Origin of the sequence: Rhodococcus sp. Q (assembly GCF_005503035.1) — a bacterium.
Lineage (GTDB): Bacteria > Actinomycetota > Actinomycetes > Mycobacteriales > Mycobacteriaceae > Rhodococcus_G.
The window spans coordinates 24,992-39,797 of record NZ_SCOY01000007.1; the positions used below are offsets into that span (position 1 = coordinate 24,992).

The 14,806-nt window shown below is 66.5% G+C and carries 19 protein-coding genes and 1 tRNA gene; 13 read left to right on the forward strand and 7 right to left on the reverse strand.

Annotation, left to right across the window (positions count from 1 at the left end; all coding sequences use genetic code 11):
* Nucleotides 1–18 precede the first annotated feature (18 nt).
* The 6 genes from FFS72_RS09740 to FFS72_RS09765 all read left to right on the forward strand — a co-directional run bounded on the left by FFS72_RS09740 (nt 19) and on the right by FFS72_RS09765 (nt 4,481).
* Nucleotides 19–747: a lytic murein transglycosylase gene (locus FFS72_RS09740; RefSeq protein ID WP_137873752.1), complete on the forward strand. Its 729-nt coding sequence runs from the start codon at nt 19–21 to the stop codon at nt 745–747.
* Between the two features lie 151 nt (nt 748–898).
* Entirely contained in the window at nt 899–2,179 is a 1,281-nt protein-coding gene (gene eno / locus FFS72_RS09745; protein WP_137873753.1) for a phosphopyruvate hydratase, read from the forward strand.
* A gap of 256 nt (nt 2,180–2,435) precedes the next feature.
* Nucleotides 2,436–2,897, forward strand: a complete 462-nt coding sequence (locus FFS72_RS09750; protein ID WP_249353222.1) for an FtsB family cell division protein — start codon at nt 2,436–2,438, stop codon at nt 2,895–2,897.
* Nucleotides 2,894–3,430: a DUF501 domain-containing protein gene (locus FFS72_RS09755; protein WP_137873755.1), complete on the forward strand. Its 537-nt coding sequence runs from the start codon at nt 2,894–2,896 to the stop codon at nt 3,428–3,430. Before FFS72_RS09750 ends, FFS72_RS09755 begins: the two co-directional genes overlap by 4 nt.
* Complete coding sequence (locus FFS72_RS09760) at nt 3,427–4,368, forward strand: Ppx/GppA phosphatase family protein (protein WP_137873756.1); 942 nt, start codon at nt 3,427–3,429, stop codon at nt 4,366–4,368. The genes FFS72_RS09755 and FFS72_RS09760 overlap by 4 nt, the downstream gene beginning before the upstream one ends.
* Before the next feature lie 39 nt (nt 4,369–4,407).
* Nucleotides 4,408–4,481, forward strand: a tRNA-Leu gene (locus tag FFS72_RS09765).
* A gap of 151 nt (nt 4,482–4,632) precedes the next feature.
* Here FFS72_RS09765 and FFS72_RS09770 read toward each other — a convergent pair.
* From FFS72_RS09770 to FFS72_RS09785, 4 genes are all read right to left on the reverse strand, one after another.
* Nucleotides 4,633–4,836, reverse strand: coding sequence for a hypothetical protein (locus FFS72_RS09770; protein WP_137873757.1), 204 nt, complete (start codon nt 4,834–4,836; stop codon nt 4,633–4,635).
* Nucleotides 4,837–5,127: 291 nt separating this feature from the next.
* Nucleotides 5,128–5,409 (reverse strand): hypothetical protein, encoded by a 282-nt coding sequence (locus FFS72_RS09775; RefSeq protein WP_137873758.1) that lies wholly within the window; start codon nt 5,407–5,409, stop codon nt 5,128–5,130.
* Between the two features lie 444 nt (nt 5,410–5,853).
* Nucleotides 5,854–6,745 (reverse strand): IS5 family transposase gene (locus FFS72_RS09780; protein WP_212744340.1). Its coding sequence is split into 2 segments (ribosomal slippage): nt 5,854–6,354 and nt 6,356–6,745, totalling 891 coding nucleotides; the frame shifts between segments, so codons are not numbered across the junction.
* 91 nt (nt 6,746–6,836) lie between these two features.
* On the reverse strand, nt 6,837–7,340 hold the full coding sequence (locus tag FFS72_RS09785; protein WP_137873760.1) for a hypothetical protein: 504 nt from the start codon (nt 7,338–7,340) through the stop codon (nt 6,837–6,839).
* Nucleotides 7,341–7,571: 231 nt separating this feature from the next.
* Here FFS72_RS09785 and FFS72_RS09790 point away from each other — a divergent pair, with 231 nt between their 5' ends.
* The gene (locus FFS72_RS09790; RefSeq protein ID WP_137873761.1) at nt 7,572–8,141 is read left to right on the forward strand and encodes an Rv1352/Rv1906c domain-containing protein; all 570 of its coding nucleotides are present in this window, start codon (nt 7,572–7,574) and stop codon (nt 8,139–8,141) included.
* A 165-nt stretch (nt 8,142–8,306) separates the two neighbouring features.
* Here FFS72_RS09790 and FFS72_RS09795 read toward each other — a convergent pair whose 3' ends face one another.
* Entirely contained in the window at nt 8,307–8,645 is a 339-nt protein-coding gene (locus FFS72_RS09795; RefSeq protein WP_137873762.1) for a hypothetical protein, read from the reverse strand.
* 185 nt (nt 8,646–8,830) lie between these two features.
* Between FFS72_RS09795 and FFS72_RS09800 the strand changes: the two genes are divergently transcribed.
* On the forward strand, nt 8,831–9,643 hold the full coding sequence (locus FFS72_RS09800; RefSeq protein ID WP_137873763.1) for a GIY-YIG nuclease family protein: 813 nt from the start codon (nt 8,831–8,833) through the stop codon (nt 9,641–9,643).
* 135 nt (nt 9,644–9,778) lie between these two features.
* Complete coding sequence (locus tag FFS72_RS09805) at nt 9,779–10,405, forward strand: hypothetical protein (RefSeq protein WP_137873764.1); 627 nt, start codon at nt 9,779–9,781, stop codon at nt 10,403–10,405.
* A 66-nt stretch (nt 10,406–10,471) separates the two neighbouring features.
* On the opposite strand, the gene FFS72_RS26395 is transcribed toward FFS72_RS09805, so the two are convergent.
* Both FFS72_RS26395 and FFS72_RS09810 read right to left on the reverse strand, forming a co-directional pair.
* Nucleotides 10,472–10,615: a hypothetical protein gene (locus tag FFS72_RS26395; RefSeq protein WP_171018617.1), complete on the reverse strand. Its 144-nt coding sequence runs from the start codon at nt 10,613–10,615 to the stop codon at nt 10,472–10,474.
* Entirely contained in the window at nt 10,612–11,187 is a 576-nt protein-coding gene (locus FFS72_RS09810) for a hypothetical protein (protein ID WP_171018618.1), read from the reverse strand. The genes FFS72_RS26395 and FFS72_RS09810 overlap by 4 nt, the downstream gene beginning before the upstream one ends.
* On the opposite strand from FFS72_RS09810, the gene FFS72_RS09815 reads away from it, so the two are divergent.
* The 4 genes from FFS72_RS09815 (at nt 11,182) to FFS72_RS09830 (ending at nt 14,750) form a co-directional block, all read left to right on the forward strand.
* Entirely contained in the window at nt 11,182–11,466 is a 285-nt protein-coding gene (locus FFS72_RS09815) for a DUF932 domain-containing protein (protein WP_171018619.1), read from the forward strand. The genes FFS72_RS09810 and FFS72_RS09815 overlap by 6 nt on opposite strands.
* A 222-nt stretch (nt 11,467–11,688) precedes the next feature.
* Nucleotides 11,689–11,853, forward strand: coding sequence for a DUF945 domain-containing protein (locus FFS72_RS09820; RefSeq protein WP_137873767.1), 165 nt, complete (start codon nt 11,689–11,691; stop codon nt 11,851–11,853).
* Nucleotides 11,854–12,336: 483 nt separating this feature from the next.
* Complete coding sequence (locus tag FFS72_RS09825) at nt 12,337–12,891, forward strand: Rv1352/Rv1906c domain-containing protein (protein ID WP_137873768.1); 555 nt, start codon at nt 12,337–12,339, stop codon at nt 12,889–12,891.
* 1,049 nt (nt 12,892–13,940) lie between these two features.
* The gene (locus FFS72_RS09830; RefSeq protein WP_137873769.1) at nt 13,941–14,750 is read left to right on the forward strand and encodes a hypothetical protein; all 810 of its coding nucleotides are present in this window, start codon (nt 13,941–13,943) and stop codon (nt 14,748–14,750) included.
* The last annotated feature ends 56 nt before the right edge of the window (nt 14,751–14,806 follow it).

Below are 14,806 nucleotides of genomic sequence, written 5' to 3' on the forward strand. Positions count from 1 at the left end.
CGCAGGCATGATCGATACGTGACAAGACGACGAGCACTGTGCGCCGCGGCAGCCGCCGCGGCGCTCGTGACAACCGTCGGCGCCTGCGCAGGGGAGCCCGAGACGCCGATACCGCAGGCGGTGCCACCGCTCCCGGGGATCGCCGTGCCGCCGATCGACGTCGACGCACCGGGCCGCACCGCGGACCAGCTCTCCGGGTGGGCGGCCACGGTGTCCGACCAGACCCGCGTCTCGACCACCGCGCTCGAGGCGTACGGCTATGCGGCCGCGGTGATGGCGCAGTCCCGGCCCGACTGCGGAATCACCTGGACGACCATCGCGGGCATCGCAGGCGTCGAGAGCAGGCACGGCACCCACCGCGGGTCGTCCCTCGCCGCCGACGGCACCGTCTCCCCGCCGATCCGGGGCATCCCACTCGACGGCGGACCCGGAGTCGCCGAGATCCCGGACACCGACGGCGGCGTCCTCGACGGTGACGCCGTCCACGACCGAGCGATGGGGCCGCTGCAGTTCATTCCCGAAACCTGGCGCAGGTGGGGCGTCGACGCCAACGGTGACGGTGTCGTCGACGCCGACAGCATCGACGACGCCGCCCTGACCGCGGCGCGCTACCTGTGCGCCCGCGGCGGCGACCTCACCGCCGAGGCCGGGTGGCGGCAGGCGCTGATGGCCTACAACCTGTCCGGGGAGTACCTCGTCGACGTCCGCGACCGGGCCAACACCTATGCCGTGCGGAGCGTGCCCTGACTTCCCTGCCCGGCGTGTGCGGCGGCGTCACAGCCGGTTGGGTTGGTTACCCTCGGACCTGGCACTATGTTGCGAAATGCCAACGCTCGACGTGACCGCGTCGGGTGGCGTCGCCCAGAACCAGTACAGCCGCCGATAAGGAGAACCATCCGTGGCCATCATTGAGCAGGTCGGAGCCCGCGAGATCCTCGACTCCCGAGGAAATCCGACGGTCGAGGTCGAGGTGCTGCTGGACGACGGCACCTTCGCACGGGCCGCGGTGCCGTCGGGCGCGTCGACCGGCGAGCACGAGGCCGTGGAGCTGCGTGACGGCGACGAGCGTTACCTGGGCAAGGGTGTCCAGAAGGCCGTCGAGGCCGTTCTCGGAGACATCGCCCCCGCGATCATCGGGCTCGACGCCGCCGAGCAGCGCACCGTCGACCAGGCTCTCCTCGACGAGGACGGCACCCCCGACAAGTCCCGTCTCGGCGCGAACGCCCTGCTCGGTGCGTCCCTCGCGGTCGCGAAGGCGGCAGCCGAGTCGTCCGGACTCGACCTGTTCCGCTACGTCGGCGGCCCGAACGCGCACATCCTGCCGGTCCCGATGATGAACATCATCAACGGCGGAGCGCACGCGGACAGCGGCGTCGACGTCCAGGAGTTCATGATCGCGCCGCTCGGTGCGCCGACGTTCAAGGAGTCCCTGCGCTGGGGCGCCGAGGTCTACCACTCCCTCAAGTCGGTCCTCAAGGCCAAGGGCCTGTCGACCGGTCTCGGCGACGAGGGTGGCTTCGCTCCCGACCTCGCGGGCACGAAGGTCGCGCTCGACCTCATCCTCGAGGCCATCGAGAAGGTGGGCCTCAAGCCGGGCCAGGACGTCGCGCTGGCTCTCGACGTCGCGGCCACCGAGTTCTACACGGCAGGCACCGGCTACGCGTTCGAGCGTGAGACCCGGTCCGCCGAGCAGATGTCGGCGTTCTACGCCGAGCTCGTCGGCGCGTACCCGCTCGTGTCCATCGAGGACCCGCTCGACGAGAACGACTGGGACGGCTGGGTCGCGCTGACCGAGGCGATCGGCGACAAGGTCCAGCTCGTCGGTGACGACCTGTTCGTCACCAACCCGGAGCGTCTCGAGGACGGCATCGTCAAGGGTGCCGCGAACGCGCTGCTGGTGAAGGTGAACCAGATCGGCACGCTGACCGAGACCCTCGACGCCGTCGACCTGGCGCACCGCAACGGCTACAAGACGATGATGAGCCACCGCTCGGGCGAGACCGAGGACACCACCATCGCCGACCTCGCCGTCGCCGTCGGCAGCGGCCAGATCAAGACCGGCGCCCCGGCCCGGTCCGAGCGTGTCGCGAAGTACAACCAGCTGCTGCGCATCGAGGAGTCGCTCGGTGACGCCGCCCGCTACGCAGGCGAGATCGCCTTCCCGCGGTTCGGCGCCTGACCGGTCGTAGCAGATCATGAGCCAGCGCGGCAGGTCCCGACCGAGCGGGAGCCCGGTCGGCCGCGACCCCCGTCGCGCCCGTGACGGGTCGGGTCCGCGTCGATCGACGCGGACCCGACCGGCGGGACCTGCCTCGCCCGGCAACAAGGCCGAGGGCGCCTCCGACACGGCACCGTCGCCGACGGAAAAGCCCGTCGGTGCCCGGGCGAATCGCCGCGGCGGAGCCCAGGCGGGACCCGAACGCACCATCCTCGGGTTGTCCACCGCTCGTGCCGTCGTACTCGCGATGGTGCTGTGCGCGGTGGTCCTCACTCTGGCGATGCCGCTGCGCACCTATCTCAGCCAGCGCAACGAAGCAGAGCAGGTGGCCGAGCAGCGCGCACAACTCGAAGAGGACGTCGCGCGGCTGACCCGCGAGAACGAGCAGGCGGACGATCCGGCCCATGTGCGGGCGCAGGCGCGTGAACGCCTGCAGTACGTGATGCCGGGGGAGACCCCGTACCAGGTCCAGCTCCCGGGGGCGACTGCGCCGCCGGTCGAGGACCTGACCAAACCCAAGCACGACAACGACCCCTGGTACACCGACCTGTGGCGACCGATCGCCGAGCCGCAGCCGACGCCCACCGAGGCGCCTGCGCTCGCACCGACGGTTCCGCCCGCACCGGACGACGCGGGGACGATGACCATTCCGGACGATCAAGGAGGAACCCCCCGGTGAGCGAGCACGAGATTCCACAGGCCGACCTGGACGCGGTGGCAGCTCAGTTGGGTCGCGAACCGCGCGGTGTCCTCGCGATCGCGTACCGCGCACCGGACGGCACCCCCGGCGTCGTCAAGACGGCACCGCGACTGCCCGACGGCACCCCGTTCCCGACGCTGTACTACCTGACGGACCCGCGGCTGACCGCCGAGGCCAGCAGGCAGGAGTCGGCGGGTGTGATGCGGGAGATGACCGAACGTCTCACCCGCGACCCGGAACTCGCCGCGAACTACCGCAGCGCGCACGAGTCGTACCTCGCCGAACGCAACGAGATCGAGTCCCTCGGAACGGATTTCACCGGCGGAGGGATGCCGGACCGTGTCAAGTGCCTGCACGTCCTGATGGCCCACTCACTGGCGAAGGGTCCGGGTGTCAACCTGCTCGGCGACGAGTCCATCGCCCTCGCGGCCGACCACGGCCTGCGCGGCACGGCGATCCCCGCCGACTGGCCCGCGTACGTCGCGCCCGAGGCGGCCGGGGACACCGAATGACGCGCGTCGCTGCCATCGACTGCGGCACCAACTCGATCCGACTGCTCGTCGCCGACGCCGAGAACGGTGCGCTCACCGACGTCGTGCGGGAGATGCGGGTCAACCGCCTCGGGCAGGGAGTCGACGCCAACGGGCGGTTCGCGCCCGAAGCCATCGAACGCACCCGGGTCGCGCTCGAGGAGTACGCGGGGATGATCCGCGAGACCGGCGCAACGAAGCTCCGCATGGTCGCGACGTCCGCCACCCGCGACGCCGCCAACCGTGAGGACTTCTTCGCGATGACCCGCGAGATCCTCGGTGCGGTGATCCCCGGTGCCGAAGCCGAGGTCATCACCGGCGACGAGGAGGCCCGGCTGTCCTTCGCCGGCGCCGTCGGCGAACTCGATTCCACGGCAGGGCCTTTCGTGGTCGTCGATCTCGGTGGCGGATCCACGGAACTCGTCCTCGGCGACGCGGCAGGCGTCCGCGCGGCGTACTCGACGAACATCGGCTGTGTCCGGCTCACCGAACGCTGCCTGCACGACGACCCGCCGACCGCCGACCAGGTCGAGGCCGCGCGCGCCGTCGCCGCGGAGAAGCTCGGTGAGGCGTTCGACCGCGTGCCCGTCGAACAGGCGCACACCTGGGTCGGGGTGGCGGGCACCATGACCACCCTCGCCGCGGTGTCCCTCGAACTACCCGAGTACGACGCCGAGCAGGTGCACCTGTCGCGGATGTCGTTGGAGCGGCTGCACGAGGTCAACGACTCACTGCTGAACATGACGCATGACCAGCGCGCCGAGATCACCGTCATCCACCCGGGTCGGGTCGACGTCATCGGTGGCGGCGCCATCGTGGCCGACGTCCTCGGAGTGGAGCTGGCCCGGCGCGCAGGCATCACCGAGCTGATCGTCAGCGAACACGACATCCTCGACGGGATCGCCCTGTCGATCCTCTGACGGCCACTAGAGTCGTTTCCGACGACCGTCGGGAGGAAAGCCCCCGTAGCCCAATTGGCAGAGGCAGCGGACTTAAAATCCGCCAAGTGTCGGTTCGAGTCCGACCGGGGGCACTGGGTCAAGGCGTTGAGGGCGCCGGCACCGACAAGTAGATAGCCAATGCCCCGAGAACGGTGTGGGTGGGTTCGATTCTCGCTTCATCAGCATCGCCTCTCGAGGGATCGACGGGCATCGGGACGCACGACTGCCGCGAGTGCGGCGCCGTTACCTACCGGCCACCGTGCTCCGGAGCTCAGCCGCAGCGGGACCGGTGGGCATCAGAGCGCCACCAACAGTGACGTCGTCATCCATTGCCCTGATCGTGGCTCGGGTGAGTACCCCGATGGTGCGGGCCTGCAGTTCGATGGCGGCGTCGGCAGCGGCGAGCCCGATCACGATCGGGCCGCCGATCCACAGCGGAAGTCGCATTCGAGCCTCCCAAGTTGAAGGGGTGGCCCGCCGGCAGAGGAGGCCGACGGGCCTGCGTCGCCTCCCGGGAGTGAGAGCGACGCGCCAGCGAACATAACTTCCGCCCCATGTGACTCGCGAGTACCAAACCAACCAGGCGCTTGGTGTAGCGGAGGGTGACGCCACAGGGGGGCATCTTCAAGCCAGACATGCGAAAGCCCCCAGCCTCAACGAGACTGGGGGCTTTCGTGGACTTCTGATCGGCTCTACCCACAGCTGCGGAGGCCGCCACCTCGAAGCCGGGGCCTCTCATCAGGGAGCGGGAGTGGTCTCCTCATCGCCGCCGGCGGAACCGGTGAACCAGCCTGCGATGGTCGCCAGGTTGTCGAAGGCCGTCGGGGTCGGGTCGGCGGCTTCCTCGGCCTCGGCCTTCTCCTTGGCCTGCCAGTAATTCAGCCCGTCCGCCTTCGGCGTGCCGTCGGTGTAGCAGCTGTCTGCCTTGCACCAGTACGTCTCGGCGGATGCGGTGGCGGGGAGCAGGAGGCCGGCGGAGGCGATCGCGCCGGCGGCGAGGAGGGTGCCGATCCGCTTCATGTGGAGCTTCCTTCCAGTTGGGGCAAAAAACATAGAAGGGACATTCAACCAGACCTTCCGGTCGCATTCACCGATTGTCATTCGAGTGGCGGACGCGACTCTGCGGTCCCCGTTCGCGAGGTACTGCTGGACGACATCGTTGATGCCAGCAGGGAATGAATCCGAGCGGGGGCACCCAGGTTGACGCAGGTCGGGGCGCGGGCCAGGCCTGGGTGTGTCGGTCAGGCCCTGTGCAGAAACCCGCCTCGGTAGTAGTCCTCGTCCTCGTGTGCGGGTTCGACCGGTGGCCGGGGCGCGGTCGTGGCTTCGGTGCCGAGTTCTCCGATAACCTTGGACACCAACGGATCTGACGTGAGTTCGTCGCGAAGGGCTTGTGCCTCGTGTGCGGCTTCGGCGCATGCTTCGCGGTGGGTGTCGGTGACGGCCGCGGCTAGAGCGTGTCTCCTAATCGGCGAGACGCTTGAGCCAGGCGCAGACCGCTGATAAGAGCACCCCGGCCCGATAGGTGAGAGCGAGTTTGTCGTAACGAGTGGCCAACCCTCGCCACTGCTTGACTGCAGCGAAAGACCGCTCGACGACATTGCGGCCCTTGTATTTCTCGGCATCGAAGCGGACCGGACGACCACCACGACTGCCTCTCCGGAGACGATTGCGTTTCTGGTCGTCCGGTTCCGCGATCACCGCCTCGATCCCGCGTGATCGCAGCAGTGCCCGGTTGGATTTCGACGAGTAAGCCTTGTCGCCGAGCACCGCATCGGGACGTGTTCGTGGCCGACCCGGGCCGAGCCGAGGGACCGACAAGGCGTCTATCAGGTACGTGAACATGGGCGAGTCGGCCGCCTGACCTGGCCCTACGAGCACAACCAGTGGTCGACCGTTCCCGTCGGACAGCTGGTGAATCTTCGTCCCCAGGCCGCCGCGGGAGCGGCCGAGTGCGTGGTCATCGGGTTCGGTGAGCAGGTTCTTGTAATTCGACAGATCCCCCTGTGTTCCGACTCAGGTTCGTGCCGTGCTGGTGGGCGCGGCAGATCGTCGAGTCCACGGACACGGTCCAGTTGATGTCACCGGCAGAGTCGGCATGTGCCAGCAGTGTCGCGAGGATTTCGTCCCAGGTGCCGTCGCCGGCGTACCGGCGGTGGCGTTTCCAGATCGTCTGCCACGGACCGAATTCGGTAGGCAGGTCACGCCACGGCACACCTGCTCGATACCGGTACACGATTCCTTCGACGACCTTGCGGTTGTTCCGGAACGGACGCCCCTTGTGTCCGTCGGACGAGGGCAGCATCGGTTCGATCAACGCCCACTGGGCGTCGGACAGGTACTCGGTACGTGACACGACGCCCAGTGTCGTTGATCGCGGCGCTCCTATTTAGGAGACACGCTCTAGTCGGGTCCCGTTTGCCGCGGCATGCATGGCGCCGCCTGTGTCATCTGCCAGCAAGCGCTTCCGAGCAATGCTGCCGCCATGTCGGCTGCTGGCAGACCCGGCTCACGAAATCGCGGCCGAAGGTTGAACCGTCGTCCGCGCGGTAGGACGCAACAAACTCCAGGTCGCGACTCACATCGCAGAACGTCGCGTACGTGACGAGCGTGGCGATCACGATGTTCACCTCATCCGGGGACCAGACCGGTCCACGCCCTTCCGCAAGGTTGACGAGGTCATTGTCGGTCCTGAGTCCACACTGCGGGTTTAGGCCCCAACGATCGATCCACTCTTGGTCGAACTTCTCCCGCGCAACGGCCTCGCTGAGGCCTGCCTCGCGAGACAGCGCCAGATAGGTGCTGTACGCCTCTGACTCGGGTGGAGTCGATTCCGGCTTGAACCTGTTCACAAGAGCCACGACCAGAATGATCAGGACGAGCGGCACCAGAACGATCGCCACCACCTCCGCCCCGCTCAGTGACCGCAGGCGCGACCAAATGCCGTTCAACCCAACTCCTCCTAGTTGCAACTTCCGGTGCCCACCCGAGTCCACACCGGCAGGTGGCGAAGCTGATGCTCCGCAGCACCATCTACATATCAGGTATCGGCCTCGCTCCGAGCGCGATACAGGGAGGGCTGCAGTTCGCCGATCAGCTCCTGATCAGGTTGTCGGCCAGGGCGGGGGGTCGGCAACGGGACTGACCCCCTCAGTTCCCGGATCGCCGCCGAGCCCGACTCGTTGAGGCACTACCTCGGAGAAGGGGTCTACGAGGCCTCGGGCTCGACCGACCCGACGTACAACTGCAACTGGCTTCTCTTCGAGAACCGCCCGAACACGATGCCCCAGGTCGTCCGAAGCGGTCGCCCGCTCGTCGGCGGTTCTGAACCCCTCATCGGGCCATTCACCGTGCCCGTCTACCGGACGGCCGAGACCATGAGGGACCCCTCCGGGCAGATCTACACCTCGTTCCAAACCAACCCTGCCTGTGGCACCTGGACATACACGCCGGCGGCCGCCACGATCACCACCGATGGTGAGTACGTGATCGGCGCCGCCATCAAGACCGGCACCTACGCCACCATCGGCGCCGCCAGCAACGAAGCGCCGTGCACCTACCGCAAGGTTGTGCCCGGGACGACGAACACCGGGCAGTGGGCCACCACCACCCGGAAGTCCACGATCCAGATCACGGACTTGGACAGGGGAGGATCCTTCGAGACCAAGGGTTGCGCCGCGTGGACCCTTGACGACGACACGACCCCGACACCTGGCACAGGATCAGCCGGCGGCACCTTCTTCGGCTCCTAAGTAGCCGCGGAGCAGCGACCTCGGCCCGCCAGCTGAACTCGCAGGCATCGCCGGGCGCACCACCTATGACAGAGAAGAACCCCCCGAACCAACAAGCCGGTTCAGGGGGTTCTTCCCGATCTTCCGTCCTGTGTCTGTGTCTGTGTCTGTGGGCGTAGGGCCTGGCTAGTCGAGCGCGGGGTTGTCGAGCGCCCACGCGGCCTCGGCCAGCCAGTCCCGAAGCTCGGCGCGGATCCAGGTCGTTCTCGCTGAGCTGCGCATGCGCGGTCCGCTGTTGGTCGAGGTTGGTGTATCCCTGGCGGTGGTGGCGATCGCGAAGCGCGCCTCCCTGGGCTTCTGGCAGAGCCGGATGGCGGTGGGGCGTCCGGTCGCCTGGGCATTCTGTCGACGGCGGCCGGGGCTGGGGAGTGGTTGTGCACCATGCGAAGTCGTTCCATTGCTGTCGGTCAGCAGTGGAGTGGTACCCAGAAGGGCTGCGTGTAGCGCGACGATTTCAATGTCCATCGTTCGCGAATCCCGGAGAACTCCGCGGTGTCAGCGCTTGATGATCGTTGGGCCATCGTTGCCGGACAAAGGGACGATGTCCGGGATCGTGGGCCAGGAGCAGCCGCGGGGAGCCCCCGAGTCTCGCCTGCGAAAATGACGGCGACGACCTGCTGCACCGCACAGACTTTGAAGAAGGGCCGCCGATGACACTCACGCTCGAACCGATCATGCACAGCGCTGGCATCGACCCTGGAGAAGCCCAGGTGATCCGGCACGCCTACGTGCGCGAGCATGAGGACACAGGCATGCAGGGCATCCACGCCGACTCCACCGACGCTGAGATCCTGCAGTACACGAGCCGGCAGTCCACGGCACCGCGGATCTTTCCCGCCGTCCCGCCCCGGTTCTGGATCATCTTCGTCCCTGAGGGCGGAGACCAGGCCCGCCTCTGGGCAGTTGTGGAGAACCGCGGCGAAATCTCGAACGATGGACTGCGGCGCACGTTCGACCTGGTCGTCACGGATCACTTGGAGGACCTCAGGTCTCGGCTTGTAATCGGCTGGAGGTCGCCGCGCACCTGGCGACTCAACGGTCCCACTGCCGCCGGCTATCCGGTTAAGGAGATTGCCGACTCACAGCCGGTCCCGTTCCCCGGCTTCGACCGGCTCGTCCTGGACCATGTGCAGCTCCAAGCAGTGATGCGCGAGCACCGCTATGTCTCGTGGCGCACCGCGCTGGCATCGGTGGTGGGCGTCTACCTGATCACCGACACCACCGACGGCCGCCAGTACGTCGGCAAGGCCGATGGGGCCGAGAGCATCCGTCAGCGCTGGAACGCGTACGCGACCAATGGCCACGGGGGCAACGTCGAGCTGCGCAGAATCGACCCGACCGGCTTCCGGTTCTCGCTCCTGCGGGTGTTCGACCCTGCGACGCCGACGAGGGTGATCGACGAGGCGGAGAGTCACTTCAAGTTCGCACTCGATACTCGGCGGCATGGGCTGAACCGAAACTGACTCGCGGGGATGGTGGACGCATCCTGGTTCAGTTCGACTGTTGCACGCGGCAGCTGAGATGGCATATGTGGGGACTGGATCACATATCGGTGCAGTTCACAGTCCCTGGCCGCGCATCCGGCTAGGGTGCGCCACATGCGTCCCCGTCCCCGGAGCCGACCCGCCGTCGCTGCTGTCTGTGCCTGCGTCGCACTGCTGTCCGCGTGCAGCTCGACCGAGTCGGCCGCCCCGGCAGTCACGACCACGCCGCCGACTGAACCGGCGCCGTCCGTCGACCCGGTAGCCCAGACAGTGCCCGCGCACGACGCCTGCGCACTCCTGGACCCTTCGCTGCTGTCTGCAGCGGGGTTCAGCGGCGCGCTCCACACCGCAGACCTCAACCCCGCTGACCTCGCATACAAGGACGTCCTCGCCGTCTACGGGTGCGGAAACGACCAGGGGGAGGTGGTGTTCGATGTCAGCTTGCACACCAGCGTTGAAGCGGCCCGCGCCGAAGCGGACGGCAACGCGGACGTGAACCTGCTACCGGGCGACTCGAAGGTCGCGTTCGGCCCCGACGGTGGCGGCACGAAGATCATCAACACGGACCTGGGTGTGTCGACGGCCAGCTGGTCGAATGGCACGTACTCGGTACTGCTCAGCGTCGCTTCGGACCCGATCATCCCGGGGATCGCGGTCAAGCACTCGTTCGACAAGATCGATGCGATGATCGACGCCATCGTTGTTCACGCCGATCCGCTCTTGGCCTCCGGGAATTGGTAGCCACGACGGCGTCGCGGTCGGCAGGTCATCGATAGGGCAGGCATCGCCGGGGTCCGGGCGGCGATGTCAGGCCGCGCCGCCGCCGACCGACTGCATCCCGACCAGCTTCGCGGCCTGTGCCCGCCACACCGCGTCGAGTTGGGTGATGGCCGCATCGGACACCTCAGTGGGGAACGTCAGATCGACCTGCATCGTCACCGCGCCGCTCACCCGTACACGGTTAGCGTGCTGGCCACTGATCCGTTGTCGTTCCGGACGGTGGACGCCCACACGCGGGCAGTGTCGATCCCGTAGTACGCCGGATCCACCGGCACCGACCGCAACGACAGTGCGGTGGCGACCCCATCGACGCTCAGCGCGGTGTCCGCGCAGTCGGTCAACCATCCATCCACCGTCTCCACATCACCATGCGGCGAGTTCGACAGATGGACGGTGATCACCTGACTACTGCCGACGTTGACGAATCGTTCACCGGACCAGTGGGTTCCGATGAACACCATCTTCTGGACGGCGCGTTGGCGGTCGCCGCCGGGCAGGCAGTCCGGGTTCGCGGTGGTCACCGACGGGTCGGGTGTCGACAACGCTGGCATCAGCTCGATCGGATCGCCCACCCAGTTGACGAACGACTCGGCCGGAATATCGTTGACAGCCAACAGTTCCTGCCGATAGGCGTCGGGATCGACGGCCGGCTCGCCAGGCCTGAACACGACCAGCGGGATTTGGACCGGTCCACGGCTAAGGCGCTGCATATGGCCGGTCTCGATTGGGGCTTGGAGATGCACGAGGCGAAGGCGTTGACCGTCTCACCAACCGGGGTGATCTCGACGTCGATTCCCGGGCAGAAGCTGCTCCTTCGCGACAGTTTCACCACCCTGGCACGTGTGGGCAGCGGCTACGAGCCCGTGGACAACCGGGCCGCATTCGACCTCGCCGACCACGCCCGCCAGCTCGACGGAATGTTCGCGCACGCCGGTGAGTACGACCACGGCCGGAAGGTGTTCCTGACAATGGATCTGCCCGAGGCGCGTATGAACGTCGGCGGCAAGGACCTGGTCGTCTGATGTCATCCGCACCTTGCTCGGCTCCGGATCGATCACCGGAGAGGTCAGCGGACTGCGGGTTGGTGTGCTTCAACGGACTCGTCCAGGGGATCGGTGCGGGATCGAAATAGACTGTGCGACATACCCGTACCGCGATCGATCGCGAGGCGAAGAAGGCGCGGTCCCCCGCTGGGAGAACCGTCGCGGTGAGCTCCTCGACCTGTTCCAGATCGCCGAACGTAGGTGGATGCCCGTGGAACCCGTTGGGCCGCCTACAACGCCGTCACCGAGTGGGAGGACTGGTTCCGCCCCGGCCGCGACGGCGGCGCCGGTCGCGCGGCGCGCCAGTTCGCCACCCCCGACCCCAAGGGCGTCAAGCAGGCGGCGTTCGAATTGATCGCCGCCTGACCGATAGCATCACCTGGTGAAGCCACCCCGTGCGACCGGGGTGGGTTCCCCGCTATCACCTAACCGGGCTGTTGGCTGGCGGGGGATCGACGACTCACCGCGCCGGCGCTGTTGCCGCCCGTTCATACAGCGATTGGCGTCGTACGCGACCATGGTCCGCCTTGTCGATCTCACCATTGACCCGTTCATCGGCCCGATCTCGAAGCTGCTGACAATCGTCCGTCGGAGGCATATCGGGTGAGAATCGGCCCGAGACCTCCCTCAGCTGGCATCGGGGACCAGCCGAAGACGCTGCCATCTGCGACGACGGGGTACAAGTTGCATAGCAGTGCTGAACTGCCGGAGCTCGTGTGACTGTGATGGTTTGAGTGTCCTCTATTCGGCCGACAGCGCTCGACCCCTGCTAGAACAAGCTGACGAACCCATGTCGCATGTGAGGAATCGGAATGGCGGTCGTATCCGCCCAAGAAGAATGGACACCTGATGGCCGCTTCCGCTGGCTGGTACCCGAACCCCGACGGGTCCAACTCTGATCGGCACTGGGATGGTGAGCAGTGGCGCGCCGTTAGACCACGAGACCCGCAGTCAGCCGAACCTGGACCCACGAAGAAGCGCAGGCAATGGCCCTGGGTAGTCGCCGCCATCGTCGTCGCCGGACTCGTCATCACCGTCCGCGCCGACAACGACGACAACCCTCGAACCACACGGACCGCTGATAAAGCAGGAAGCAGCAGTCAGCCTGCACAGAATCAGCCCATCGCCGACGTCGTCGACCCACTCACCACTGACGGCACCTACCTCGTCGGCGCAGAAATCGAACCAGGAACCTACCGCGCCCAACGCGCCCAGAACGCACCTACCGGCTACTGGACCCGCTGCTCCACTATCGACTGCGGCATTATCACCAACGAAGACGGAGACAAACGCTCGACCGTCATCGACCGTGGGATCATCGCCTCCCAAGGCTTCATCGTCATCGAACCCACAGACACGGCCGTCGAACTCGAAGGGCTCGTCCTCACGCCAACCGAAAGCTAAGCCAACTCTGAACTTTCGTGTCGCGATGGCGATCGAGCCCAATCCGAGACCTAGGAGACCGGTCCTTCCCGTGCGATGTCAACGGACAACACCGCGGAAGCTGGAGGTGGAAGCTCCAGCCCCAAAGCGGAGTGCGTGAATCGGAACCGCACGACGACCAGCTATTCGGCCGCCCTCTCTGGTGCACCAGCCGACCACAGTTCGAGCAACAATCCTTGCCATCGTGGCGCAAACAACCGTCACGCTGTTGCTCCACGTCGCCCCCGCACGTTCAAAGCCGAGCATCGATCCGACAACCGGCGTCTAGGACGGGATGCTCCCAGGCGTAATGTCATAACGCTGAGCTATCGGATTTGGGTGGACAGAGGTGGTCGCCGTCGTTTCTCGGGTGCGGTTATTCGGGTGCCCGGCCAGACGATCTCGGACCGGGGAGTGTAGTTGCCTGCTGCAGGGTCGTAAGCGTGGCGATCCGAACGGAATGGTCGATCTGGCGCCACTATTTCCGTGTGGTGGATGTGGGATCGCTCGGTCGGGTGGTTAGGGGCAAGCCCAGCTGAGCCGCAATTGCGGGTTCAGCACAGGCGGCTGCGGCGGCAGATGAAGCCTCCGCCTCCGCCGCCGTTGCGTTGATGCTCTGGCTGGGGGCGTACATGTTGCCGTTCTCAATCAAAGGAGTAATAGGTGTTGTCGTCGTCGGCCGTGCCGAGCTGGCCGTCTGTGCCGGCGCGTTTGATCTCGCGCTGCGCCTGTTGATCACGGAGTTTCGCGTCCTCGGCTTCCCCGCGTGCGGTTGGCCCGCGCCCGCGGCTCCGCGGGCGACTGCGGTATGCCGCACTCGAAAACTGAAGTTGGGCATCATGGCCGACCAGGCACTGCCCGCGTCCTGCGGCCAGAATGCGTGCATCAGTCGCGGCCGACCGCGGAGACTAGCGCCGAACAGGGAGTCTCGGAGTGGGGGTGGACATGCGATGTGGTACCGAACAGCCCGATTGGCCGTAAGCGCTGGCATTCGATCCATTGGGTCGGTGACCGAAAGTAGGGTCGTGAGTATGACTCCTGACGAGCTGATTGCGGCGCGGACGACAACGCCCACCCTCGCGCCCGAGGGTCGCGTCGTTACTAGAATCAATGGCTTCCTCGAGTTCGACGCGGACCTGACTCCGGGCAAGAAGAAGGAGGGCGGGCTTCATCCGAACCTCTTCGACGGTGACGGCAAGCTCAAAGGTAGTGCCAGATTCATCCCGGTCTCGGACGAAGAGCCAGACCCAGTATCGCGTTACGAGCCGGTCCATGTGTACGACGAGGAGTATGAGCGACGGCGAGCCCGTGAGCGGGAAGTGAATGCCGAGCTGATTGCGAAAGCCATAGTGTTCCTAGTTGAGGTGGCAACGCCCCACGCCAAGCGGTTATGGCATGAGAAGGCCAGACCCGTCATTGAGGCGCGACGCGCAAAGGAGGCGGCACGCAAGGCACCCAAGCCAGCGACCAAGCAGCCCGTCGTGGTTGAAGCAACGGTTGTGGACTCCGGCCGGGAGTTGGCTGTGGCCGAAGCGGTGGACCGCACAGACATGAGCAGCGCGGAAGCGCAGGCTCGCTACCTTGCTGCGCTCGCGGCTCGGGCATTCGCTTATGAGCAGATGAAGCTCGTGTCCAATGCCAACATCGTTGACGGGGAAAGCCTCGCTGAGTTGCAGCGCACGCTCGCGGCGCATCCGCCACAACAGGTCAACGGCATCAACGAGTCTGGGGAGGCGAACCCGTCCGTGCTGAGAGGCGACCTGTTGGCCGCGCTAGGGAAGCTTCTGGGGCTGGGTCGAGTTGAGTCTGACGCCGTTCCTGTTGAGGAGCGAAGGGATTAGTGATGGCCTTTGTCGTCCAGGGTGGGTCGCCGCGTGGGCTCCTTCGCTGGAGTCGA

Bases quoted from the DNA above. Each gene is read 5' to 3' on its own strand.
- FFS72_RS09825 (WP_137873768.1), top strand. From the start codon at position 12,337: ATGGCCGCTTCCGCTGGCTGGTACCCGAACCCCGACGGGTCCAACTCT.
- FFS72_RS09805 (WP_137873764.1), top strand. From the start codon at position 9,779: ATGCGTCCCCGTCCCCGGAGCCGACCCGCCGTCGCTGCTGTCTGTGCC.
- FFS72_RS09815 (WP_171018619.1), top strand. From the start codon at position 11,182: ATGCACGAGGCGAAGGCGTTGACCGTCTCACCAACCGGGGTGATCTCG.
- FFS72_RS09770 (WP_137873757.1), bottom strand. From the start codon at position 4,836: ATGCGACTTCCGCTGTGGATCGGCGGCCCGATCGTGATCGGGCTCGCC.
- FFS72_RS09830 (WP_137873769.1), top strand. From the start codon at position 13,941: ATGACTCCTGACGAGCTGATTGCGGCGCGGACGACAACGCCCACCCTC.
- FFS72_RS09800 (WP_137873763.1), top strand. From the start codon at position 8,831: ATGACACTCACGCTCGAACCGATCATGCACAGCGCTGGCATCGACCCT.
- FFS72_RS09795 (WP_137873762.1), bottom strand. From the start codon at position 8,645: ATGGACATTGAAATCGTCGCGCTACACGCAGCCCTTCTGGGTACCACT.
- FFS72_RS09775 (WP_137873758.1), bottom strand. From the start codon at position 5,409: ATGAAGCGGATCGGCACCCTCCTCGCCGCCGGCGCGATCGCCTCCGCC.
- FFS72_RS09760 (WP_137873756.1), top strand. From the start codon at position 3,427: ATGACGCGCGTCGCTGCCATCGACTGCGGCACCAACTCGATCCGACTG.